Source organism: Pseudomonas sp. BRM28 (genome assembly GCF_002939405.1).
Classification (GTDB): Bacteria; Pseudomonadota; Gammaproteobacteria; order Pseudomonadales; family Pseudomonadaceae; genus Aquipseudomonas; species Aquipseudomonas palmensis.
Window position 1 is genome coordinate 4959747 of the sequence record NZ_PEFV01000001.1, and the last position, 23252, is coordinate 4982998.

Sequence of the window (23252 nt, forward strand, 5' to 3'; positions counted from 1 at the left end):
CGAACAGGTTAAGGAAACATTAACTCGGCAGGAAGGAATTCTGGTGCTGCTGGACGCGCATCGCGGGTCAAGCCCGCCCCCACAGGGTCTTCGGCGATCCTGTGGGAGCGGGCTTGACCCGCGATGCGGTCACTGCATTACTGCGTCTTGGCTTGGGTAGCCGCCGCCGGCTTCTTCGCCACCGGCTTGGCCGCAGGCTTTTTGACCGGCTGGGCCTTGGCCGCAGGCTTCTTGGCTGGCGCAGCTTTCGCCGGGGCCTTCTTGGCAGCAGGCGCAGGCTTTGCCGGCGCCTGCCTGGCTACTGGCGCAGCCGCAGCGGGCGTTGGCGCCGGCGCAGGTGCAGCGGCTGGGGCTGGGGCTGGCGCAGGAGCTGGCGCCGCATCAACCGGCTTGGCCGGCGCTTTGTCTACCGGCTTGTCACCGCCACCGAACAACCGCGAGAAGAAGCCAGGCTTGCTGTCCTTGGCCGCCACCGCTGCCGCTGCGGCCCCGGCCGCCACCGGCGCCAGCTTGGCCGGGTCGAACGACTTGCCGTTGGACATGTCCACCACCTGGCCCGCCGCGCGCTGGCCGCTGCGCAGAGCGCCTTCCAGGGTGCCGGGGTACAACGCATCGGTGTGTTCGCCGGCAAACGCCACGCGCTGCACCGGACGCTCCCACAGGCGCCAGAACTTGCTGATCTGCCCCGGCCCGTAGGCGAGGTACGCACCGCCCGTGCCGGCATCGGTGCTGTAGCGACGCACTTCATAACCGGTGAACGCGCCACGCGCCTGCGGGTAGAACGCATGCAGGCGAATCAGCACCTGGTCGACCATCTGCTTGTCGCCGAACGCCTGCAGCAGGCGCGCGTTGTCACCGGACAGGTTGATCACCACGTTGGCGCCACCCTTGAGCGCCGGCTCGATCCACAGCATGCCCAGGCCGGTGTTGCTGTAGATTTCGCCCGACATGCGCGCACGGCTTTCCCAGACCGGGGTCTTGAACTTGAGCAGCAGCTGGTCGCGCCAGCCGTAGTTGGTGCCCTTGAGCGCCGCCAGGTGCTGGTTGTCCAGGCCCGGGGTCATCTGGATCTTGGCCAGGGCGCGCAACGGTACCGCCAGCACCACGTAGTCGGCGCTGTAGCCCACCGCGCCGACCTTGACCGTGACGCCGTCCTTGTCCTGGATGATGGCGCTGACCGGTGCGCTGGTCTTGATGGTCTTCAGTTGCTTGACGAAAGCCTGCGCCAGCACCGGGCTGCCGCCGGGCAGACGGGCGGCGCGCAGGTCGCGATCGCTCACATCGCGGTACACGCGGGTCTGCTGCGCGAAATACAGCAACGACAGGCGCGAAGGCTCGTCATAGCGGGTACGGATCTGCTGGTTGACCAGCTGGCGCGCGGTCGGTGGCAGTTGCAGCTTGTCCAGCCAGCCGGAAACGTTGAGCTGGTCGAGGGCGAACAGGGTGCTGTTGGCCGCCGGGTTTTCAGGGTCGCTGATCGAGCGCGCCAGGTCGTCGAGGGTCTTCTCGTAGCGCTTGAGTGCCTCGGCGGTGGCCGGCTGCTTGGTGGCCAGGTCTGCGGCGCTGAAGTACTCGCCATCGATCAGGTAGCTCGGTACGCGCACGAACTCCGGCGCCGGCAGGGTGGCCAGCTTGAAGGTGTCGAGGTAGCGGTTGAGGGTCGGCTGGGCCTTGCTGTTGCCGATCCACTCGCTGGTGGCCAGGCCCGAACGCCCGCCCATGCCCGGCTTGGCTTCCAGCAGGGTCACCTGCCAGCCCTTGTTTTGCAGTTCGTAGGCGGCGGTGAGGCCTGCCAGGCCGCCACCTACCACGATGGCCGTCGGCTGCTTGGCAGCCGCGAGGGCGCCCGCGCTGAACAGCCCTATCATTACCAGCGCGCAGGCGCGCAGCCAACCAGCAGACATTCGGCGAACTCCGGATCAAAGGCGGAAAATGCGGGGTGAACCCCCCGGGAAAAACGTCGGTGAAGGATACGTCAGGCCGCCCGGGCCTGCCACTAATGCCCGCACCGTTTGCGCCTTATGGGTTGTCCTGCCCCGGCGCTTTGCATAGGCTTGCGCGGTTACCCGAACCCGCGTCGCCAGGAGAGAGCCCATGGGCCTGAATCAACAGTGGATGGAACGTGACCTCAAGGTCCTGTGGCATCCCTGCACCCAGATGAAAGACCACGAGCACCTGCCGCTGATCCCGATCAAGCGTGGCGATGGCGTATGGCTCGAAGACTTCGAAGGCAAGCGCTACCTCGACGCGGTGAGCTCCTGGTGGGTCAACGTGTTCGGCCACGCCAACCCGAAGATCAACCAGCGCATCAAGGACCAGGTCGACCAACTCGAACACGTGATCCTCGCAGGCTTCAGCCACCAGCCGGTGATCGAACTGTCCGAGCGCCTGGTCAAGCTCACCCCCGAGGGCCTGAACCGCTGCTTCTACGCCGACAATGGCTCCTCGTGCATCGAAGTGGCGCTGAAGATGAGCTTCCATTACTGGCTCAACAAGGGCCAGCCGGACAAGAAGCGCTTCGTCACCCTGAGCAACAGCTACCACGGCGAGACCATCGCGGCGATGTCGGTGGGCGACGTGCCGCTGTTCACCGAGACCTACAAGGCACTGCTGCTCGACACCCTCAAGGTGCCCAGCCCCGACTGCTACCTGCGCCCCGAGGGCGTGAGCTGGGAAGACCATTCGCGCACGATGTTCGCCGCCATGGAACAGACCCTGGCCGAGCACCACCAGAGCATCGCCGCCGTGATCGTCGAACCGCTGATCCAGGGCGCCGGCGGCATGCGCATGTACCACCCGGTGTACCTCAGGCTGCTGCGCGAGGCGTGCGACCGCTACGGCGTGCACCTGATCCACGACGAGATCGCCGTAGGCTTCGGGCGCACCGGCACGATGTTCGCCTGCGAGCAGGCCGGCATCCGCCCCGACTTCCTGTGCCTGTCCAAGGCCCTCACCGGCGGCTACCTGCCGCTGGCCGCGTGCCTGACCACCGACGAGGTGTACAGCGCGTTCTACGACGATTACCCGACCCTGCGCGCGTTCCTGCACTCGCACAGCTACACCGGCAACCCGCTGGCCTGTGCCGCGGCGCTGGCGACCCTGGACATCTTCGAGCAGGACAACGTGATCGAGGCCAACAAGGCCCTGGCCACACGCATGGCCACGGCCACCGCGCACCTGGTCGACCACCCGCATGTGGCCGAAGTGCGCCAGACCGGCATGGCCCTGGCCATCGAGATGGTGCAGGACAAGGCCAGCAAGACCGCCTACCCGTGGCAGGAGCGGCGCGGCCTGAAGGTGTTCGAGCATGCCCTGACCCGTGGTGCGCTGCTGCGCCCGCTGGGCAGCGTGGTGTACTTCCTGCCGCCGTACGTGATCACCCCCGAACAGATCGACTTCCTGGCCGAGGTGGCCAGCGAGGGCATCGATATCGCCACGCGCAGCAGCGTGAGCGTGGCGGTGCCGGCCGATTTCCATCCTGATTTCCGCGATCCGGGCTAAACAGCATCGCGGGTCCCAGCTCCAACAGGGATCACCTGTAACCCTGCAGGAGCAGGCTTTACCCGCGATGGCGCCCGAACTGCCTCCATCTTATTCAGAGCAGAACCATGAGACTGTCCCGCTTCTTCATCGACGCCCCCCTGAGCCTGGGCGAGCACGACCTGCCCGAGGCCCAGGCCCACTACATCGGCCGCGTGCTGCGCATGGCGCCGGGCGATGCGGTGCAACTGTTCGACGGCAGCGGCCAGGAATACCTGGGCGAACTGCTCGAGGTCGGCAAGAAGAGCGTACGCGTCACGCTCGCCCAGGCCCTCCCCGGCCAGGCCGAATCCCCCCTGCACGTGCACCTGGGCCAGGGCCTGTCCCGTGGCGAGCGCATGGACTGGGCGATCCAGAAGGCCACCGAACTGGGCGCCAGCGTGATCACCCCGATCGTCAGCGAACGCTGCGAGGTGCGTCTGAAGGACGAACGTGCCGACAAGCGCCTGGCCCACTGGCGCCAGGTGGCGATCAGTGCCTGCGAACAATGCGGGCGCTCGACAGTGCCGACGATCCATTCGCCGGTGCTGCTGGCAGACTGGCTCAAGGCGCGAGACGAGGCGCTGAAACTGGTGCTGCACCCGGTGGCCGAACCCTTGACCAGCCATGCCAGGCCCGCGAGCCTGGCGTTTCTGATCGGGCCGGAAGGCGGCTTGTCGGAGGTAGAAGTGGAGCAGGCCAAGGCGGCAGGGTTCCATGCCGCGCGCCTGGGCCCGCGGGTACTGCGTACCGAAACCGCGCCAGTGGTGGCGCTGGCAGTGGCGCAGCAGCTGTGGGGCGACTTCTAGACCGCGTCGCGGCGTTCGCCGGCACTGCAGGAGCCGGCTTGGTGGCGAAGGGGCCCTAAAGCACGTAGAAAAATATCGCGATAAAGTGCAGCAGGCTGCCGGCAATCACGAACAGGTGCCAGATGCCATGCCAATGGCGGAAGCGGCTGTCATAGGCAAAGAAGATGATGCCGATGGTGTACAGCGCGCCCCCCGCTGCCAGCCAGGCGAACCCCGCCGTACCCAGGCTGGCCAGCAGCGGTTTGACCGCCACCAGCACGATCCAGCCCATCAGTGCGTAGATCACGATGGACAGCACGCGCGCCTCGGAGCGCGGCTTGATCTCCTGCAGCATGCCGATAACCGCCAGCCCCCACACCACCCCGAACAGGCTCCAGCCCCACGGACCGCGCAGGCTCACCAGGCAGAACGGGGTATAGCTGCCGGCAATCAGCAGGTAGATCGACAGGTGATCGAGCTTGCGCATGATCACCTTCGCCCGCCCGCGCACGCTGTGATAAAGGGTCGAAGTGCTGTACAGCAGCATCAGCGTGAAGCCGTAGATGGCCAGGCTGACGATCTTCCAGGGGTCGCCCTGCATCCCGGCCACCACCAGCAGCCAGATCGCGCCGATGCAGGCCAGAACCGCGCCCACCAGGTGGGTCCAGGCATTGAAACGTTCACCGTGGTACATGCATTGATGCCCTCCGTAGAATGATTCGCTCCCCTACCCTACACAAGCCCGGCATCAAGTGCATTACGCGGTTGGTACTAGGCCCCGGCCGTCTGCAACAGCTGTTCCAGCCCGGGCAGGTCCGGTACCCGCGCCACCTGCTCGCCCACCTGCACCGCCGCCAGCTCCAGCGGCGCCAGGGGCACATCGACGTAGTTGAGCTGGCTGTCGAGCTTGCACGTGCGCGGTATGCCCTGCACCAGCAGGGCGAAGAAACGCCGCGGCGTATCGCCCAGGGCATTGAGCACCACGATGCGCGCGCGCTCGCCAACCTGGGTCTGGCCACCGCAGGCCGCCTCGAAGCTCAGCAGCGGCAGGCGCTGGCTGCGCCAGTCGATCCAGCCCAGCAACCAGGCCGGCTGATGCGGCAAGGGCGTGCACGGCTGGTAGCCGATCAGCTCGGCCACCGCCACGTTGGGCAGCACCAGGCTGCGGTCGCTCAACGGCAGCAACAGCCCGGTGAGGGTGTTGCGCCGATTGTTGCGAGGGGTCTGTTCAAGCATGCGGGGTACTCCAGCGGGCAATGCTCTGCAGCAGCACCGACTCCTGGTAGGGCTTGCCCAGGTAGTCGTTGACGCCAATGGCCATGGCCCGGTCGCGGTGCTTCTGGCCGGTACGCGAGGTGATCATGATGATCGGCAGGTCCTTCAGGTGCGGGTCCTGGCGCACCTGGGTGGCCACCTCGAAGCCGTCCATGCGTGGCATCTCGATGTCCAGCAGCAAGATGTCGGGACGGTGCTCGGCCAGTACACTCATGGCATCGACCCCATCCTTGGCCGTCAGCACGTTCATGCCATGGCGCTCCAGCAGGCGCCCGGTCACCTTGCGCACCGTGACCGAATCGTCCACCACCAGCACCAGCAACGGACGTGCGGCGGCATTGCCAGGGTGCTCCAGGCGCAGGCGTGCGGCGCCCTGGGCCACCTTGGACAACTGCAGGTGCAGCGCACGCAGTTGCGCCAGCAGGTCGAGAATCAGTACCACGCGGCCATCGCCCAGCAGGGTCGCCCCGGCCAGCCCGTGCACTGCGGCAAACTGCGGGCCAAGGCTCTTGACCACGATTTCACGGCTGGCCGCCAGGCTGTCTACCTGCACGGCGAACTGCTGGTCGTGGGCCTGCACCAGCAGTACCGGCAGCGGCAGGCTCTGCCCCAGCAGGCGCGGCTGCACCTCGCCCTGCAGCAGTTCGCCGAGGTAGCGCAGCTCATAACGGTGGCCGGCGTAGCGGTAGCACGGCGGGTCCAGCTGGTAGCAGGCCTCGAGCTCGGCCGGCGGTACACGGACCACGCCCTCGATGGTGTTCAGCGGCACCGCGTACTGTTCTTCGCCGTAGTTCACCATCAGTGCGCGATTGACCGACACGGTGAACGGCAGGCGAATCAGAAAACGCGCACCCTTGCCCGGCACCGAGTTGATCACCATCGAGCCGCCCAGTTGCTTGACCTCTTCGTGCACCACGTCCATGCCCAGGCCACGCCCGGAAATCTGGGTGATCTTCTCGGCAGTGGAGAACCCGGGCCGCAGGATGAACTGCATCACCTCGTGGTCGCTCAGTTCGGTGGCAGGGTCCAGCAGGCCGCGCTTGATCGCCTTTTGCCGCACCGCCTCCAGCGGCACGCCGGCGCCATCGTCGGTCATTTCGATGACGATATCGGCGCCTTCGTGCAGCAGGTTGAGGGCGATGGTGCCCTGCTCCGGCTTGCCCGCCGCCAGGCGCGCCGCACGGTTTTCCATGCCGTGGTCGACGGCATTGCGCAGCATGTGTTCCAGCGGCGCCACCATGCGTTCGAGCACACTGCGGTCCAGCTCGCCCTCGGCATTGCCCACCACCAGCTCGACCTGCTTGCCCAGCTCGCTGGCAACCTGGCGCACCACCCGCTGCAGGCGCGGCACCAGGCGCTCGAACGGCACCATGCGGGTGCGCGTCAGGCCTTCCTGCAACTCGCTGTTCACCCGCGCCTGCTGTTGCAGCAGGCTGTAGGCGTCATGGGCACGCACGGCCAGGGTTTCCTTCAGATCCAGCAGATCGGAGGCCGACTCGAACAGGGCCCGCGACAGCTGCTGCAACTGTGAATGACGGTCCATTTCCAACGGGTCGAAGTCGTCATAGCCCAGCGCCTCGCCTTCGCTCTGCTGGCGGCTGAGGATGCGCCCCTGGGTCTCGGTATCGAGCCGGCGCAGCTGGTCGCGCATGCGCTCGAGCGTGGTTTCCATCTCGCCCAGGGCCACCTGCGCATCGTTCACCTGCTGTTCGATGCGCCCGCGAATGATCGAGTTCTCGCCCGCCAGGTTGCCCAGGTCGTCGAGCAGCTCGGCCGTCACCTTGACCATGTCGGCCGGGGCACGCTCCGGGCTCGGCGCCGCCACTTCCACCGGGGCAACCTCGGCGCCGGGCGTTGCGGCAGCGGTGTCGCTCAGGGCAGCACTGCTGAAATTGCGGATATAGTCGATCAGCGCCGTGGCAGCGTGCAGCGGCTGGTGCAGGCGCACCGCATCGAGCATGTGCGCCAGGCGGTCATGGCAGTTCTGCAGCAGGCTGAACAGCGCAGGGCTGGGTTGCAGCTGCCCGGCCGCCAGGTGTTCATAGAGGAATTCGAGTTCATGGGCCAGGTCGCCGATGGGCGCGATCTCAACCATGCGCGCACCGCCCTTGAGGGTGTGCAGGTCGCGCAGCAGGTTCTCCACCTCCACCCCGTTGCGCGGGTCGGCCTGCCAGCGCAGCAGCGCGGCACCGGCACTTTCGGCGATGTCGAAGCCTTCCTCGAGAAAGATCTCCAGCAGTTCCTTGTCGCCCTCGTGACGCTGGGGCTCCGCCGGCTTGCCTTGGGGCTCGGGCGCCGGTGCGGTGTGACGGAACTCGCGCAGGGCTGCCAGCTGTTCCACCACCAGCTCCGTTGCCTGTCCCTGCTGCACCTGCTCGAGCAGACGCCCGAGCAACGCATGGCTTTCACGCAGCAGGCCCGGCAACAGGTTGCCGGGCTGGTAACGGCGATCGACCAGGCCTTCGTAGAGCAACTCCAGCTCCTGGGCCAGCACCTCGACCGCCCCCACCTGCGCCAGCTGTGCGCCACCCTTGAGGGTCTGCAGGTCGCGCTGCAGCGACGACAGCGCCGAGCCGTTGTCGGGGTCGCCGGCCCAGCGCGCCAGGGCCTGGTCGGCCCCTTCGAGGATGTCGCGGGCCTCTTCCAGAAACAGCTCGACCACCTCGCTGTCGTGCGCCTGGCGTTGCAGCGCGCGGGTGGCATCGCCCAGTTCGGCGATCTGCCCGGGCTGCTCGCCCTGGCTGCGCACCAGGCCCATGGCATCCGGCGCCAGGCCTTGTTCGAGCAGCTCGCGCAATGCGTGCAGGCGTTGCGGTTGCGGGTCCACTTCCTGGCCGGCGGCAATCTGGTCGAGCATGTCGATCAAGGCTTCATGGGCCCGTTGCGCCTCGCCGAAGAAGCGCTCGCTGACCGCCAGGCTGCTCTCCTCCACCGCGCCGTACAGGTCCAGCAGCGCCTCGCACAGTTCGTCTACCTGCCACAGGTCGGCCAGGTGCGCGCTCTGCCCCAGGGTGGTCAGTTCATCCAGCAGCGCAGTCAGCTCCTGGCGCTCGCCGGGGTGCTCCTGCCAGCGTTGCAACAGGGTTTCGGCGTCCAGCAGGATGTCCATGCCCTGGGCCAGGAAGCTGGCGATCAGTTGCGGGTCGCGCTTGACCCGCAGGCCCTGGCTCGGCGCATCGCGCAGTGCCTGCAGGCGCGCAGCAACCACCTGGTCGATCTGTTCGATGAGGGTCCGGGCACCGCCGATGGGTGCCAGCGGGGTGCTGTCGAGCTGTGCCAGACCGCGGCGCAGCAGCGGTTCGGCCATCTGCAGCAGGTACAGCTCGTCAAGGTCCAGGCCCAGCTGGTGGGCCTTGAATTCGCGGGCAAGCAGGTCCAGTGCGTTGGCCAGCTCGGCGATCGGCACCACCCCGGCCATCGCGGCGCTGCCCTTGAGGGTATGCAGCGCCCGTTGCAGGCTGTCGCTGACCGGCACCGGCAACTGCACCTCGGCGGCCTGCAGGAACTCGTCGACACTGGCCAGGTGGGTCTGCGCCTCGTTGCGGAAGATCTCCAGCAGGCGCGGGTCGAAGGCCGGCTCCGGGGCTGTGACGCCCAGCGGGTCGTTCATCGCCAGCGCATGCAGGCGCGTGGCCAGGCGCTCGACCTCGGCATGGGGCAGAGCCTGGGCCTGGGCGAATTCATCCAGCAACGGCGTCAGCAGCGCAATGCTCTGCTCGAGCCCGGCCAGCACATCGCCGCTGGCTTCGACGCGGCCTTCGAGCATGCGGTTGAGCAGGTGCTCGGCGGCCCAGGCAAGCTCGGCCAGCACCTGGGCGCGCACCATGCGGCCGCTGCCCTTGAGGGTGTGGAAGGCGCGGCGCATTTCCACCAGCGCGTCACGTGCCGCCGGGTTGCCCCGCCATATCGCCCAGTGCTGTTGCAACTGCTGCAGCACCTCCTCGGCTTCCTCCAGGAACACCTCGCGCAGCTCGTCGTCCAGCGGTGCCTCGTGCATCTCGGGCGCAGGCGCGGGTGCCGACGGGGCCGGCGGCAGGCTCGGGAACCCCAGTGCGGTCAGGGCCAGCTGGGTGCGCTCGAGCCATTCGTCCAGGTCGGCCTGGGGGTCGATGGCGCGCCATTGCAGGTACAGTTCCAGGCTGCACAGGGCATCGGCCAGGTGATCCAGCGCGGCGTTGTCCGGCAGCCGCTCGGCGTACAGCAGGTGGGTCTCGACGTAATCATGGCAACGCCGCACCAGCGCCGCCGCCCGGGGCAGCATGAGCATCGCCAGCGCCCCGCGGATCTGCGTGAACAGCCCCGGCAGCGGTTGCAGGCGCAGGCGATCCCAGCCGGCCTCCAGGCAATCGGCGATCAGGTCCTTGGCCTGCAGCAGCACGCCGTGGGCCTCGTCCAGCACCAATCGGCGAATGTCGTCCAGGTCGGTGCCGGGTACGCTGGCCTGGCTGACCGACTCGATCGAGCCCACCATGCCGCCCAGGGTCGCCTCGACATACAGCAGCGCCCCGGCAACATCCATCAGCAGCGCGTCCTCGGGCACCCGCTGGCCCTGGGCCAGGGCCTGAAGCACCGCCACCTGGTCGATGATCACCCGGCGCGGCTGGCCGAAGCCGAGCACCGCCAGGGTATCGGCGATCTGGCGCAACGGCGCCAGCAGCGGGGCCAGCGCCTCGACCTGCTGGCGGTCGCTGCGCACGAACAGGTCCAGTTGCTCCTTGATGCGCACCAGGTCTTCGCGCACTGCCAGCACCACCGAACGCATCGCATCGCGCCCCGGCACCGCCTCAAGCGGGTCCCGCAGCGCGCCGAGGCTCAGGCCTAGCCCCGCAGCGGGCTCGGCGACGGTCTGCTCGCCCGGCAGGCTGGCCTGGGCCAGCGCCGGCGCGCCACGCGCGGCGCGCAACGGGTTGAGCAGTGGCAGCACCAGCAACGGCAGCTCGTGCCGGGCGCCGCGCAGGCGTTGCAAGTACTGCGGCAACTGCTCCAGCGCCCTGAACAACGCGCCCAGCGCGTCACCGCGAGAGGCCACGCGGCCTTCGCCCAGGGCCTGGGCCAGCTGTTGCATTTCGCGGGTCAGCAAGGCCGCACCTTCCAGCTCGAGCATCTGCAGGCAGCCGCGCACCTGGCGCAGCGGCGCGTCGAAACGCTCCAGCACCTGGCTGTCGCCAGCGTCGCCGGCAAACTGCTCCAACGCCTGGCGGGCCTGGGCCAGGCAGTCGTCGATGGGGCCCTTGACCCAGGCCAGGGCCACCTTGTCGTGGCGCTCGGCGATACGCACTTTAGTAGCCATAAAGTCCCACGCGCCGGTCAGCGCGGCTCCGTGGTTGGCGGCAAGGTGAAACCCGACACCGAACGGCGCATCTCGCTGGCCATGCGCGCCAGGTTGCCGATGCTCTCGGCGGTGGCGGTCGAGCCGGACGAGGTCTGCGAGGTGATCTGCTGGATCACCGCCATGGTGTGGGAAATCTGCCCGGCCGACGAGGTCTGCAACTGCGCGGCATCGGAAATGCTGTGGATCAGTTCGGCCAGGGTCTGCGATACACCCTCGATCTCGGCCAGCGCCACCCCGGCATCCTGCGCCAGACGCGCCCCGCGCACCACTTCGGCGGTGGTCTGCTCCATGGAGATGACCGCCTCGTTGGTGTCGGCCTGGATCGCGCGCACCAGCGCCTCGATCTGGCGCGTGGCCGAGGATGAGCGCTCGGCCAGGCGCTGCACCTCGTCGGCCACCACCGCAAAGCCGCGCCCGGCCTCGCCGGCCATCGACGCCTGGATCGCCGCGTTGAGGGCGAGGATGTTGGTCTGGTCGGCAATGTCGTCGATCAGGCTGACGATGTCGCCGATTTCCTGGGACGACTCGCCCAGGCGCTTGATGCGCTTGGCAGTGTCCTGGATCTGCTCGCGGATGTTGTCCATGCCGTTGATGGTGTTGTGCACCACCTCGTTGCCCTTGTTGGCAATGGCCACCGAGCGCTCGGCCACCTTGGCCGACTCGTAGGCGTGCCCCGACACCCGGTCGATGGACTCGGCCATGTCGCCCACCGCAATCGACGCATCGGTGATCTGCTGGGCCTGGTGCTCGGAGGCCTTGGCCAGCAGGTGTGCGGTGGTCTGGGTCTCCTGCACCGCGCTGGCGACTTCCTCGGCGCTGAGGTTGATGGTCGCCACCAGGTCGCGCAACTGGTCGATGGAATAGTTGATGGAGTCGGCGATGGCCCCGGTGAAGTCCTCGGTGACCGAGGCGGTGACGGTCAGGTTGCCGTCGGCCAGTTCCTGGATCTCGTTGAGCAGGCGCATGATCGCCTGCTGGTTGCGTTCGTTGGTTTCGGCGGTTTCGCTGAGCTGGCGATTGGTTTCGCGCACCATCACCAGTCCGATCAGGATGATCGAGGCCAGCGCCAGCAGGCCCAGCACGTAGCCGCCGACGGTATCCAGGGTGCGCCCGGAGGCCAGGTTCTCGAAGCCGTTGGCCAGGTGCGAGGCTTCGTCGAGCAATGTCTGCGACAGGCTGAAGATGCTGCCGGCCGCCTCGCGCACGCGAAACAGCTCGGGCGAGGTTTCAAGAATCTCGTCGACGGAGCCTGCGACAAACTGGAACAGTTCGGCGATCTCGGCCAGGCGCGCACGGGCATCCGGGTCCTGGACGCGGGTGACCTGGATCGACGGCGCGCCGCCGAGCATGCCGTCGAGCACCTGGCCGAAGCGGCTGGCATCGCGGCCGAAGGCATCGGCGGCCTGCACCGCGGTGTCGTCGCCGGCCAGCACGGTGTTGACCGAGCCCAGGATGCGCTCGGCCAGCAGCGACTGGCGCTGGGCCACCGCCACCTGGCTGGCGGGGGCGCCACTTTGCAGCAGGATCTCCACCACCTTTTCGTACTCGACCTGCAACTGCGGCACGGTCTCGGCCAGGGTCGCGGCCACCTGGTGCAGCGACAGCACGGTCTGCTCGCTGGCCAGGATCGCGTCGGTGCTCTTGCGCAGGCTCTCCCAGTCGCGTTGCACCGCATCCATCTCGCCGCGTACCGCCACCGGGGCCGACGGCAGGCCGGTGGCCGGGTCGCCTTTTTTCAGGTAACCCCAGCGCTGTTCGAAATCGTTGCGCGCATCGTTGAGCAGCTTGAACGCCACGGCCTTGCCGGCGGCGGCCTCGGTGGCGTTCTTGGCGATGCGCTGGGACAGCACGCGCAGCTCGCCGGCATGGCCGATGTACTGCTTGTCGTAGTTGGCCTGGGTATTGAGGTAGGCGAAGTTGGCGAACAGCAGAATGATCGACAGGATCAGCACGATGAACAGTGCGGCGATCTGCGCGCTGCTGCGCGAGCCTTGTACCGAGGGGCGGGTCTTGAACTTGGTCACAGGTCTGGCATCCCTTTACAACGCCACATCGAGAAAGCCTGGCGCCTGGGCCAGGGCGAAGGGGCTGAAAATGCCCCAGCAGTGCTCGCGCTGAAAGTGCCCCTGCACGAAGGGGGCCGCAGCCGGCAGCAGCGGCGCCGGCGGCGACAGCTCCAGGCCGTGCAGGGCAAAGTGCTGCAGGCCCACCACTTCGTCCACCAGCAGCCCGGCGAACAGCTCCTCGTGGTCCAGCACCAGCACCCGCCGCTGCTTGCGCACCACCGACAGGCCCAGGCCGAGAAAACCGCACAGGTCCATCACCGGCAACAGCCGCCCGCGCAGGTTGGCCACCCCCGCCACCCACGGCTTGACCCCGGGAATGCGGCTGAGCCGGGGTTCCTGCAGCACTTCGGCGACCTCGCCCATGGGCGCCACGAACCAGTGTTCGGCCATGCGAAAGCCGATGCCGCTCCAGGTCTGCAGGCGGGTTTCCTGCAATGGCAGGTCGGCCGCCAGCAGGCGACAGCGCCGGTCGATTTCGAGCAACAGCTCGAAGGCGGTCAGCGATTCGCCCATGCGCCGCGTGGTCAAGCCTTGAGAACTTTGTTCAGGACCTGGATCAGGGTGTCTTCGTCCACCGGCTTGGTCAGGTAGTCGCTGGCGCCCTGGCGCTGGCCCCAGACCTTGTCGGTTTCCTGGTCCTTGGTGGTGACGATGATCACCGGGATGCCCTTGGTGACGTCGTCCTTGCTCAACTGACGGGTCGCCTGGAAGCCGTTCATGCCGGGCATCACGATGTCCATCAGCACCGCATCGGGCTTTTCCTGGCGGGCCAGGGCCACGCCATCGGCGCCGTTCTCGGCCTTGAGCACCTGGTGCCCGTGCTTTTCGAGCATTCCGGTCAGTTTGTACATTTCGGTCGGCGAATCGTCGACGATCAGAACTCGGGCCATGCTGTTCCCCAATAAAGGCATGACGCCGCAGCCAGGAGGGCGGCAGCGTCAGGGTGCGGGTTGTTCTTCTGCGGCGAAACCCGGCACATGGGCGCGGATCGCATCCAGCAGTTCTTCCTTGCTGAAAGGTTTGGTCAGAAATTGATCAGAGCCCACCTGGCGGCTGAGCGCCTTGTCGAACAGGCCGTCGCGCGACGACAGCATGATCACCGGGATGTCCTTGAACGCGCTGTTCTGCTTGATCAGCAGGCAGGTCTGGTAGCCATCGAGGCGCGGCATCAGCACATCGACGAAGATGATCCCCGGGGTGTGGTCGACGATCTTGCCCAGGGCGTCGAAACCGTCGACTGCGGTGACGACTTCGCAACCGGCTTCGCCCAGCAGCTTTTCGGCAGTGCTGCGAATCGTCTTGGAGTCATCGATCACCATCACCTTCAACGCCGTGTCGGGCTGTACCATAATTGCTCTACCATCGCCTGGAAGGGCCTTGCAGGCCACGTGCCAGGCCTTTTTAGCACACTCTGGGGGTGCATTCCATCGAGCCTCGCCGCGCCCTGCGCCGATGCCTGCCGGCTGACGTTTCCCCTTGACCGCCAGCCCGCCGGGCGCCACCCTGACGCACTTCAATTCGAGCCACTGCGGCAGCACGCCGCCGAGAGGAAATACCCCATGAGCGTTCGCCTCGGGATTGTCATGGACCCCATCGCGCAGATCTCCTACAAGAAGGACAGCTCGCTGGCCATGTTGCTGGCCGCCCAGGCCCGTGGCTGGTCGCTGTTCTACATGGAGCAGCACGACCTGTACCAGAGCGAAGGCGTGGCCCGTGCCCGCATGCGCCCGCTCAAGGTGTTCGCCGACCCCGAGCACTGGTTCGAGCTGGAGGCCGAGACCGACGCCGCGCTGAGCGAGCTGGACGTGATCCTGATGCGCAAGGACCCGCCCTTCGACATGGAGTTCGTCTACAGCACCTACCTGCTGGAGCAGGCCGAGGCCGCCGGGGTGCTGGTGGTCAACCGTCCGCAGAGCCTGCGCGACTGCAACGAGAAGCTGTTCGCCACGCTGTTCCCGCAGTGCACGCCGCCAACCCTGGTGAGCCGGCGCCCGGACATCATCCGCGAATTCGCCGCCAAGCACGGCGACGTGATCCTCAAGCCGCTGGACGGCATGGGCGGCACCTCGATCTTCCGCCACCGCGTGGGCGACCCCAACCTGTCGGTGATCCTCGAGACCCTGACCGCCCTGGGCACCCAGCAGATCATGGCCCAGGCCTACCTGCCGGCGATCAAGGACGGCGACAAGCGCATCCTGATGATCGACGGCGAGCCGGTGCCGTACTGCCTGGCGCGCATCCCGGCCAGCGGCGAAACCCGCGGCAACCTGGCCGCCGGCGGTCGTGGCGAGGCCCGCGAGCTGACCGAGCGCGACCGCTGGATCGCCGCCCAGGTGGGCCCGACCCTGCGCGAGAAGGGCCTGCTGTTCGTCGGCCTGGACGTGATCGGCGAGCACCTGACCGAAATCAACGTGACCAGCCCCACCTGCATCCGCGAAATCGACAACGCCTACGGCACGCAAATCGGCGCGCAGCTGATGGACGCCATTGATCGCAAGCTCAAGGCACGCTGACCGCCGACAAGTGGCGGGCCCGCGTTGTGGGGTATCATGCCGGTCCATTCTCGACTGGCACCCCGCTGCGCCGGCCCTGCCCCGGCTGCTGGATAATCGATGACGCTTCCTGCCGACCTTCCTGCCGATTTTGCCCCGCCCCGTGTCCGCGCGGCGGACCGGCTGGGCTTTACCCTGTTCCTGGCGGCGCTGCTGCACCTGGCGCTGATCCTGGGCCTGGGGTTTACCTTCGCCAAGCCTGAAGAAATCCGCCGCACCATGGAAATCACCCTGGCCACCTTCAAGAGCGAGGCACCGCCGAAGAAGGCCGATTACCTGGCGCAGGACAACCAGCAGGGCAGCGGCACGCTGGACAAGAAGGCGGTGCCCAAGACCACCGAGATTGCCCCGTTCCAGGACAGCAAGATCAACAAGGTGACGCCGCCCCCGGCCGCGAAGCCCGAAGTGGCGCCCCAGCCGGCCCCGCCCAAGGCAGTGGTGGCCACCACAAGGCCCAAGCCGCAGAAGGTCGAGACCCGCCCCAAGGAGCAGCAGCCCAAGGTGCAACCCAAGGCGGCCACGCCGACGTTCGACAGCGCCGACCTGTCCAGCCAGATCGCCAGCCTCGAGGCGGAGCTGGCCAACGAACAGCAGCTGTATGCCAAGCGCCCGCGCATCCACCGCCTGAGCGCGGCTTCGACCATGCGCGACAAGGGCGCCTGGTACAAGGATGAATGGCGCAAGAAGGTCGAGCGCATCGGCAACCTCAACTACCCGGACGAGGCCCGCCGCCAGCAGATCTACGGCAGTTTGCGCCTGTTGGTGTCGATCAACCATGACGGTTCGCTGTACGAGGTGCTGGTGCTCGAATCTTCCGGGCAGCCGCTGCTGGACCAGGCGGCGCAGCGCATCGTGAGGCTGGCGGCGCCGTTTGCGCCGTTTACCGGGGACCTGTCGGATATCGATCGGCTGGAAATTGTTCGAACGTGGCGCTTCGCCCGTGGGGATCGGTTGTCGAGCAACTGATCGCCGAAGGTGTACTCGCCTGACATCGTCAAGCGGCTCAAGCAACACCTGTAAGTACGAGTGTTCGTAATCAAAACTACCGAAGCTGGCCAACAAAAAATGTTGTCGCGAAATTGAAGCAGGACCAGCACTTACAATAACTGCGAGGCATGCCTCAACTGCTAGACAGTGAGAAGAGTTTCAACTCGCCATGTCAGATCATTAACCTTCGAGTGGGTTGTTGACGGCAGTAGACCAGTTCAGGTTGTTGCCTACTGTGCCATCGTCTTCAAGATGCCTAACCGTAAATTGGTAGCCATGGTGAGGGTTTGGGCCAGGTGGCTTGAAGGTAATTGTGAAACACCCATTCTCGTACGTCTTACCTTCGCCGCAGTATTCTCCGGTCCCACTGACACAGACCAGATAAGCGCGTTCGGGGTCACCGCGTCCTGTAAGCGTTACCTCACTAGTAAAGAAATTTCCGATTGCTTCGTTGATAGACATCCGAGTGATCATTGCACTTCTCCTTTAGATAAGCCAAATGCTCGGTTTGCGGTGAGACTATGAGTTGATCCAAGCCACCTGTCACCTGACACAGTTACCAGTTGTAGGTCGCCGCGAAAAAAATGTACCCGCTTCAAAAAGCAGCGCAGTGCCGCGACATCAGCAACCGCAGGGTCACCTAACTAGCGCCTCACACAGCAGCCCGTGCCGATTAGCACCGCCAAGAAACAGGCATAATCGGCCCGCAGGCTCGACACGCACCTTGTCAGCGTGGCCGCTCGCCGCCACACTAACCCCCATGAAAAACCTCAGCCCGAGTTACCTCAAGCATCAGTTCCTGATTGCCATGCCGCACATGGCCGACCCGAACTTTGCCCACACCCTGACCTACATCGTCGAGCACAATGCCAACGGTGCCATGGGGCTGGTGGTCAATCGCCCGCAGGAGCTGAACCTGGCCGATATCCTCGAGCAGCTGCGCCCGGACACCGAGCCTCCGGCACGCTGCATCCACGTGCCTATCCATATCGGCGGCCCGGTACAGACCGACCGCGGTTTTGTGCTGCACACCAACGACAAGACCTTCCAGGCCACCGTCCAGCTCGACGGGCTGGCCCTGTCGACCTCGCAGGACGTGCTGTTCGCCATCGCCGACGGCGTGGGCCCGGCGCAGAGCCTGATCACCCTGGGTTACGCCGGCTGGGAAGCCGGGCAGCTGGAAGCGGAACTGGCCGACAACGCCTGGCTCAACTGCCCGTTCGACCCCGAGATCATCTTCGGCATGGCCTGCGAGCAACGCCTCGAAGCCGCCGCAGCCAGCCTGGGCATCAACCTCAGCCTGCTCACCAGCCAGGCGGGGCACGCCTGATGGCGGCGCTCAAACTGCTGCTGGGCTTCGACTACGGCACCAAGCAGATCGGCGTCGCCGTCGGCCAGGTGATCACCGGCCAGGCCCGCGAGCTGTGCACCCTGAAGGCGCAGAACGGCGCACCCGACTGGGCCCAGGTGGAAAAACTGTTCAAGGAATGGCAACCCGACGCGGTAGTCGTCGGCCTGCCGCTGAACATGGACGGCACGCCCAGCGAAATGAGCGCGCGCGCCGAGAAGTTCGCCCGACGCCTGAACGGCCGCTTCAACGTACCGGCCTACACCCACGACGAGCGCCTGACCACCTTCGAGGCCAAGGGCGAACGCATGGCCCGTGGCGGCCAGCGTGGCAGCTACCGCGACAACCCGGTGGACGCGATTGCCGCCGCCCTGCTGCTGCAAGGCTGGCTCGACGCCCACGCCGAACAGGCCTGAACCCGACCATCGGTTACACGCCGGGCCAGCTCTCTGCCCCGGCCTCTTGAGGAGCAAGCATGAGCCTACCCAACCCCGCCGAACTGATCCGGCAGATGGCCGTTGACCTTCGCGCCCACCTGCAACGCCGCGCCATCGCCGAACCGCGCTTCATCGGCATCCGCACCGGCGGCGTATGGGTGGCCCAGGCGCTGCTGGCCGAGCTGGGCAGCGATTCGCCGCTGGGCACCCTCGACGTGTCGTTCTACCGCGACGACTTCAGCCAGAACGGCCTGCACCCGCAGGTGCGCCCGTCCGAGCTGCCGTTCGAGATCGAAGGCCAGCACCTGGTACTGGTGGACGACGTGCTGATGAGCGGGCGCACCATCCGCGCCGCTCTCAACGAACTGTTCGACTATGGCCGCCCGGCCAGCGTGACCCTGGTGTGTCTGCTGGACCTGGATGCCGGCGAACTGCCGATCCGGCCAAACGTGGTGGGCGCCACCCTGTCGCTGCAAGCCCATGAACGGGTAAAATTGTCCGGCCCCGCGCCGCTCGAACTCGAGCGCCAGGACCTCGCTTCCGCTTCCGCCCTTTAAGAGTCCCCCGCGATGACGCCAATCGACGCCAAGCGCCCGCTGCAGCTCAATGACCAGGGCCAGCTGCGCCACTTCCTCTCGCTCGACGGTTTGCCCCGCGAACTGCTGACCGAAATTCTCGACACGGCCGACTCGTTTCTCGAAGTCGGCGCGCGTGCGGTCAAGAAAGTCCCGCTGCTGCGCGGCAAGACCGTGTGCAACGTGTTCTTCGAGAACTCCACGCGTACCCGCACCACCTTCGAACTGGCCGCCCAGCGGCTGTCGGCCGACGTGATCACGCTGAACGTGTCGACCTCCTCCACCAGCAAGGGCGAGACCCTGTTCGACACCCTGCGCAACCTTGAAGCCATGGCCGCCGACATGTTCGTGGTGCGCCACGCCGACTCGGGCGCCGCGCACTTCATCGCCGAGCACGTGTGCCCGGAGGTGGCGATCATCAACGGTGGTGACGGGCGCCACGCGCACCCCACCCAGGGCATGCTCGACATGCTGACCATTCGTCGCCACAAGGGCGGCTTCGAGAACCTCTCGGTGGCCATCGTCGGCGACATCCTGCACTCGCGGGTGGCGCGCTCGAACATGCTCGCGCTGAAAACCCTGGGCTGCCCGGACATCCGCGTGATCGGCCCCAAGACCCTGCTGCCGATCGGCATCGAACAGTACGGCGTGAAGGTCTACACCGACCTGGAGCAAGGCCTGAAGGACGTCGACGTGGTAATCATGCTGCGCCTGCAGCGTGAGCGCATGACCGGCGGCCTGCTGCCCAGCGAGGGCGAGTTCTACCGTCTGTTCGGCCTGACCACCGCACGCCTGGCCGGGGCCAAGCCCGATGCCATCGTGATGCACCCCGGGCCGATCAACCGTGGCGTGGAAATCGAGTCGGCCGTGGCCGACGGCGCCCACTCGGTGATCCTCAACCAGGTCACCTACGGCATCGCCGTGCGCATGGCGGTGTTGTCCATGGCCATGAGCGGGCAGACCGCGCAACGTCAATTCGAGCAGGAGAACGCCCAGTGAGCCTGAGTATCCTCGGCGCCCGTGTCATCGACCCAACCAGCGGCCTGGACCAGGTCGGCGACCTGCACATCGACGCCGGCAAGATCGTCGCCATCGGCGCTGCCCCGGCCGGCTTCAAGCCCGCCCGTACCCTGGACGCCACCGGCCTGGTGGCCGCGCCCGGCCTGGTCGACCTGAGCGTTGCCCTGCGCGAGCCCGGCTACAGCCGCAAGGGCAGCATCGCCAGCGAAACCCGCGCCGCCGCCGCCGGTGGCGTGACCAGCCTGTGCTGCCCGCCGCAGACCCGGCCGGTGCTCGACACCTCGGCAGTCACCGAGCTGATCCTGGACCGCGCCCGTGAAGCCGGGCACAGCAAGGTGTACCCGATCGGCGCCTTGAGCAAGGGCCTGGAAGGCGAGCAACTGGCCGAGCTGATCGCCCTGCGCGATGCCGGCTGCGTGGCCTTCGGCAACGGCCTGAACAGCTTCACCAACACCCGCACCCTGGCCCGCGCGCTGGACTACGCGGCCACCTTCGACCTGACGGTGATCTTCCATTCCCAGGACCGCGACCTGGCCCAGGGCGGCCTCGCCCACGAGGGCGCGATGGCCAGCTTCCTCGGCCTGCCGGGCATTCCGGAAACCGCCGAGACCGTGGCCCTGGCCCGCGACCTGCTGCTGGTGGAACAGACCGGCGTGCGTGCGCACTTCAGCCAGCTGACCAGCGCCCGGGGTGCCAAGCTGATCGAACAGGCCCAGGCCCGCGGCCTGCCGGTGACGGCGGATGTGGCGCTGTACCAGTTGATCCTCACCGACGAGGCGCTGCGCGACTTCTCCAGCCTGTACCACGTGCAACCGCCGCTGCGCACCCGCGCCGACCGCGACGGCCTGCGTGATGCGGTCAAGCGGGGCGTGATCCAGGCGATTTCCAGCCATCACCAGCCGCATGAGCGCGACGCCAAGCTGGCGCCGTTCGGTGCCACCGAACCAGGCATCAGCAGCGTCGAGTTGCTGCTGCCGCTGGCGATGACACTGGTCGAGGACGGCCTGCTCGACCTGGCAACCTTGTTGCAGCGTTTGTCTGCAGGCCCTGCGGCGGCCCTGCGCCTGCCGGCCGGGCAGTTGCAGGTGGGTGCGGCGGCAGACCTGGTGCTGTTCGACCCGCAGGCCTCGACCGTGGCTGGCGAACAATGGCGCTCCAAGGGCGAAAACTGCCCGTTCATCGGGCACTGCCTGCCGGGTGCGGTGCGTTACACCCTGGTTGACGGGCACATCAGCCACGAAGCCTGAGTCAAACCCTTCGCCGGCAAGGCCGGCTCCTACCGGTAGGAGCCGGCTTGCCGGCGAAGGGGCCGCAAAGGTTGAAATCTTTCCCCCCACCCCCATATGAGTCTGCATCAGGCATTTTCGCCTCGCTGCGTGGAGACTCTCCCTTGACCACCATCGTTTCAGTTCGTCGCCACGGCAAAGTCGTCATGGGCGGCGACGGCCAGGTTTCCCTCGGCAATACCGTGATGAAAGGCAACGCCAAGAAGGTTCGTCGCCTGTACCACGGCCAGGTCATCGCCGGCTTCGCCGGTGCCACCGCCGACGCCTTCACCCTGTTCGAGCGCTTCGAAGGCCAGCTCGAAAAACACCAGGGCCACCTCATTCGTGCCGCCGTCGAGCTGGCCAAGGAATGGCGTACCGACCGCTCGCTGAGCCGTCTGGAAGCCATGCTGGCCGTGGCCAACAAGGACGCCTCCTTGATCATCACCGGCAACGGTGACGTCGTCGAACCCGAAGACGGCCTGATCGCCATGGGTTCCGGCGGCGCCTACGCCCAGGCCGCCGCACGCGCCCTGCTGCAGAAAACCGACCTGTCGGCTCGCGAAATCGCCGAGACCGCACTGAACATCGCCGGCGACATCTGCGTGTTCACCAACCACAACCTGACCATCGAGGAGCAGGACCTGGCCGAGTAATTCAGCTGTTCTGGCGCCCGACCCCGACGGTCGGGCTTTTCCACGCTGAACACTTGCCCACAGGACCATCGACCATTATGTCCATGACCCCCCGCGAAATCGTCCACGAACTCAACCGCCACATCATCGGCCAGGACGATGCCAAGCGCGCCGTCGCCATCGCCCTGCGCAACCGCTGGCGCCGCATGCAGCTGCCCGAAGAGCTGCGCGTGGAAGTCACCCCCAAGAACATCCTGATGATCGGCCCCACCGGCGTGGGCAAGACCGAAATCGCCCGTCGCCTGGCCAAGCTGGCCAACGCGCCGTTCATCAAGGTCGAAGCCACCAAGTTCACTGAAGTGGGCTATGTGGGCCGTGACGTCGAGTCGATCATCCGCGACCTGGCCGACGCCGCGATCAAGCTGCTGCGCGAGCAGGAGATCGTGCGCGTGCGCCACCGTGCCGAAGACGCCGCCGAAGAGCGCATCCTCGATGCACTGCTGCCTCCGGCCCGCACCGGCTTCAACGAAGACCCGGTCAACAGCAGCGATTCCAACACCCGCCAGCTTTTCCGCAAGCGCCTGCGTGAAGGCCAGCTGGACGACAAGGAAATCGAGATCGAGGTGGCCGAAGCGGTCGGCGTCGACATTTCCGCGCCGCCGGGCATGGAAGAGATGACCAACCAGCTGCAGAACCTGTTCGCCAACATGGGCAAGGGCAAGAAGAAGAGCCGCAAGCTCAAGGTCAAGGAAGCGCTCAAGCTGGTGCGCGACGAGGAAGCCGGGCGCCTGGTCAACGAGGAAGAACTCAAGGCCAAGGCCCTCGAGGCGGTCGAGCAGCACGGTATCGTGTTCATCGACGAGATCGACAAGGTAGCCAAGCGCGGCAACGTCGGTGGCGCCGATGTGTCCCGTGAGGGCGTGCAGCGCGACCTGCTGCCGCTGATCGAAGGTTGCACGGTCAATACCAAGCTGGGCATGGTCAAGACCGACCACATCCTGTTCATCGCCTCCGGTGCGTTCCACCTGAGCAAGCCGAGCGACCTGGTGCCCGAGCTGCAGGGTCGTCTGCCGATCCGTGTCGAACTCAAGGCCCTGAGCCCGGAAGACTTCGAGCGCATCCTCAGCGAACCGCATGCCTCGCTCACCGAGCAGTACCGCGAGCTGCTCAAGACCGAGGGGCTGAACATCGAGTTCGCTGCCGACGGCATCAAGCGCCTGGCCGAGATTGCCTGGCAGGTCAACGAGAAGACCGAGAACATCGGTGCCCGTCGCCTGCACACCCTGCTCGAGCGCCTGCTCGAAGAGGTGTCGTTCAGCGCCGGCGACCTGGCCAGCGCCCACAGCGAAGCGCCGATCCGCATCGACGCCGAGTACGTCAACAGCCACCTGGGCGAATTGGCACAGAACGAAGATCTGTCGCGCTACATTCTGTAGCTCAGCGGCAAGCGGCG

19 protein-coding genes are annotated in these 23252 nt (G+C 66.6%); 11 read left to right on the top strand and 8 right to left on the bottom strand.

Annotated features, from left to right (window positions below; translation table 11 throughout):
* Positions 1-137: 137 nt before the first annotated feature.
* Positions 138-1904 carry a flavin monoamine oxidase family protein gene (locus CR917_RS22915; RefSeq protein WP_054915764.1) on the bottom strand — a complete coding sequence of 589 codons (1767 nt, stop codon included), beginning with the start codon at positions 1902-1904 and terminating at the stop codon, positions 138-140.
* A gap of 190 nt (positions 1905-2094) precedes the next feature.
* Between CR917_RS22915 and CR917_RS22920 the strand changes: the two genes are divergently transcribed.
* Both CR917_RS22920 and CR917_RS22925 read left to right on the top strand, forming a co-directional pair.
* The gene (locus CR917_RS22920) at positions 2095-3501 is read left to right on the top strand and encodes an adenosylmethionine--8-amino-7-oxononanoate transaminase (RefSeq protein ID WP_104573013.1); all 1407 of its coding nucleotides are present in this window, start codon (positions 2095-2097) and stop codon (positions 3499-3501) included.
* A gap of 107 nt (positions 3502-3608) precedes the next feature.
* Positions 3609-4328 (top strand): 16S rRNA (uracil(1498)-N(3))-methyltransferase, encoded by a 720-nt coding sequence (locus CR917_RS22925; protein WP_043859631.1) that lies wholly within the window; start codon positions 3609-3611, stop codon positions 4326-4328.
* A 55-nt stretch (positions 4329-4383) separates the two neighbouring features.
* On the opposite strand, the gene CR917_RS22930 is transcribed toward CR917_RS22925, so the two are convergent.
* From CR917_RS22930 to pilG, 7 genes are all read right to left on the bottom strand, one after another.
* Entirely contained in the window at positions 4384-5001 is a 618-nt protein-coding gene (locus tag CR917_RS22930; protein ID WP_043862136.1) for a hemolysin III family protein, read from the bottom strand.
* 77 nt (positions 5002-5078) lie between these two features.
* Positions 5079-5543, bottom strand: a complete 465-nt coding sequence (locus tag CR917_RS22935; protein WP_043862137.1) for a chemotaxis protein CheW — start codon at positions 5541-5543, stop codon at positions 5079-5081.
* Positions 5536-10872, bottom strand: coding sequence for an Hpt domain-containing protein (locus CR917_RS22940; protein ID WP_371920443.1), 5337 nt, complete (start codon positions 10870-10872; stop codon positions 5536-5538). The genes CR917_RS22935 and CR917_RS22940 overlap by 8 nt, the downstream gene beginning before the upstream one ends.
* A gap of 17 nt (positions 10873-10889) precedes the next feature.
* On the bottom strand, positions 10890-12938 hold the full coding sequence (locus CR917_RS22945; protein ID WP_043862138.1) for a methyl-accepting chemotaxis protein: 2049 nt from the start codon (positions 12936-12938) through the stop codon (positions 10890-10892).
* Between the two features lie 15 nt (positions 12939-12953).
* A complete protein-coding gene (locus tag CR917_RS22950) occupies positions 12954-13508 on the bottom strand; it encodes a chemotaxis protein CheW (protein WP_078479846.1) in 555 nt (184 codons plus the stop codon).
* Positions 13505-13870, bottom strand: a complete 366-nt coding sequence (pilH, locus tag CR917_RS22955; protein ID WP_043862140.1) for a twitching motility response regulator PilH — start codon at positions 13868-13870, stop codon at positions 13505-13507. Before pilH ends, CR917_RS22950 begins: the two co-directional genes overlap by 4 nt.
* Before the next feature lie 48 nt (positions 13871-13918).
* Positions 13919-14329, bottom strand: a complete 411-nt coding sequence (gene pilG, locus CR917_RS22960) for a twitching motility response regulator PilG (protein WP_043862141.1) — start codon at positions 14327-14329, stop codon at positions 13919-13921.
* A 210-nt stretch (positions 14330-14539) separates the two neighbouring features.
* Here pilG and gshB point away from each other — a divergent pair, with 210 nt between their 5' ends.
* The 9 genes from gshB (at position 14540) to hslU (ending at position 23235) form a co-directional block, all read left to right on the top strand.
* Entirely contained in the window at positions 14540-15493 is a 954-nt protein-coding gene (gshB, locus tag CR917_RS22965) for a glutathione synthase (protein ID WP_043862142.1), read from the top strand.
* 99 nt (positions 15494-15592) lie between these two features.
* Entirely contained in the window at positions 15593-16498 is a 906-nt protein-coding gene (locus tag CR917_RS22970; protein WP_043862143.1) for an energy transducer TonB, read from the top strand.
* A gap of 781 nt (positions 16499-17279) precedes the next feature.
* On the top strand, positions 17280-17849 hold the full coding sequence (locus CR917_RS22975; protein WP_043862144.1) for a YqgE/AlgH family protein: 570 nt from the start codon (positions 17280-17282) through the stop codon (positions 17847-17849).
* Complete coding sequence (ruvX, locus tag CR917_RS22980; RefSeq protein WP_043862145.1) at positions 17849-18283, top strand: Holliday junction resolvase RuvX; 435 nt, start codon at positions 17849-17851, stop codon at positions 18281-18283. The genes CR917_RS22975 and ruvX overlap by 1 nt, the downstream gene beginning before the upstream one ends.
* 59 nt (positions 18284-18342) lie before the next feature.
* Positions 18343-18861: a bifunctional pyr operon transcriptional regulator/uracil phosphoribosyltransferase PyrR gene (gene pyrR / locus CR917_RS22985; protein WP_054915766.1), complete on the top strand. Its 519-nt coding sequence runs from the start codon at positions 18343-18345 to the stop codon at positions 18859-18861.
* A 12-nt stretch (positions 18862-18873) separates the two neighbouring features.
* On the top strand, positions 18874-19878 hold the full coding sequence (locus CR917_RS22990) for an aspartate carbamoyltransferase catalytic subunit (RefSeq protein ID WP_043862147.1): 1005 nt from the start codon (positions 18874-18876) through the stop codon (positions 19876-19878).
* Positions 19875-21146 carry a dihydroorotase gene (locus CR917_RS22995; protein WP_043862148.1) on the top strand — a complete coding sequence of 424 codons (1272 nt, stop codon included), beginning with the start codon at positions 19875-19877 and terminating at the stop codon, positions 21144-21146. Before CR917_RS22990 ends, CR917_RS22995 begins: the two co-directional genes overlap by 4 nt.
* Before the next feature lie 143 nt (positions 21147-21289).
* The gene (hslV, locus tag CR917_RS23000; RefSeq protein WP_028945572.1) at positions 21290-21820 is read left to right on the top strand and encodes an ATP-dependent protease subunit HslV; all 531 of its coding nucleotides are present in this window, start codon (positions 21290-21292) and stop codon (positions 21818-21820) included.
* Positions 21821-21897: 77 nt separating this feature from the next.
* Positions 21898-23235: an ATP-dependent protease ATPase subunit HslU gene (gene hslU, locus CR917_RS23005; protein WP_054915767.1), complete on the top strand. Its 1338-nt coding sequence runs from the start codon at positions 21898-21900 to the stop codon at positions 23233-23235.
* Positions 23236-23252 lie beyond the last annotated feature (17 nt).

Bases quoted from the DNA above. Each gene is read 5' to 3' on its own strand.
- CR917_RS22915 (WP_054915764.1), bottom strand. From the start codon at position 1,904: ATGTCTGCTGGTTGGCTGCGCGCCTGCGCGCTGGTAATGATAGGGCTG.
- CR917_RS22920 (WP_104573013.1), top strand. From the start codon at position 2,095: ATGGGCCTGAATCAACAGTGGATGGAACGTGACCTCAAGGTCCTGTGG.
- CR917_RS22925 (WP_043859631.1), top strand. From the start codon at position 3,609: ATGAGACTGTCCCGCTTCTTCATCGACGCCCCCCTGAGCCTGGGCGAG.
- CR917_RS22930 (WP_043862136.1), bottom strand. From the start codon at position 5,001: ATGTACCACGGTGAACGTTTCAATGCCTGGACCCACCTGGTGGGCGCG.
- CR917_RS22935 (WP_043862137.1), bottom strand. From the start codon at position 5,543: ATGCTTGAACAGACCCCTCGCAACAATCGGCGCAACACCCTCACCGGG.
- CR917_RS22940 (WP_371920443.1), bottom strand. From the start codon at position 10,872: ATGGCTACTAAAGTGCGTATCGCCGAGCGCCACGACAAGGTGGCCCTG.
- pilH (WP_043862140.1), bottom strand. From the start codon at position 13,870: ATGGCCCGAGTTCTGATCGTCGACGATTCGCCGACCGAAATGTACAAA.
- pilG (WP_043862141.1), bottom strand. From the start codon at position 14,329: ATGGTACAGCCCGACACGGCGTTGAAGGTGATGGTGATCGATGACTCC.
- gshB (WP_043862142.1), top strand. From the start codon at position 14,540: ATGAGCGTTCGCCTCGGGATTGTCATGGACCCCATCGCGCAGATCTCC.
- CR917_RS22970 (WP_043862143.1), top strand. From the start codon at position 15,593: ATGACGCTTCCTGCCGACCTTCCTGCCGATTTTGCCCCGCCCCGTGTC.
- CR917_RS22975 (WP_043862144.1), top strand. From the start codon at position 17,280: ATGAAAAACCTCAGCCCGAGTTACCTCAAGCATCAGTTCCTGATTGCC.
- ruvX (WP_043862145.1), top strand. From the start codon at position 17,849: ATGGCGGCGCTCAAACTGCTGCTGGGCTTCGACTACGGCACCAAGCAG.
- pyrR (WP_054915766.1), top strand. From the start codon at position 18,343: ATGAGCCTACCCAACCCCGCCGAACTGATCCGGCAGATGGCCGTTGAC.
- CR917_RS22990 (WP_043862147.1), top strand. From the start codon at position 18,874: ATGACGCCAATCGACGCCAAGCGCCCGCTGCAGCTCAATGACCAGGGC.
- hslU (WP_054915767.1), top strand. From the start codon at position 21,898: ATGTCCATGACCCCCCGCGAAATCGTCCACGAACTCAACCGCCACATC.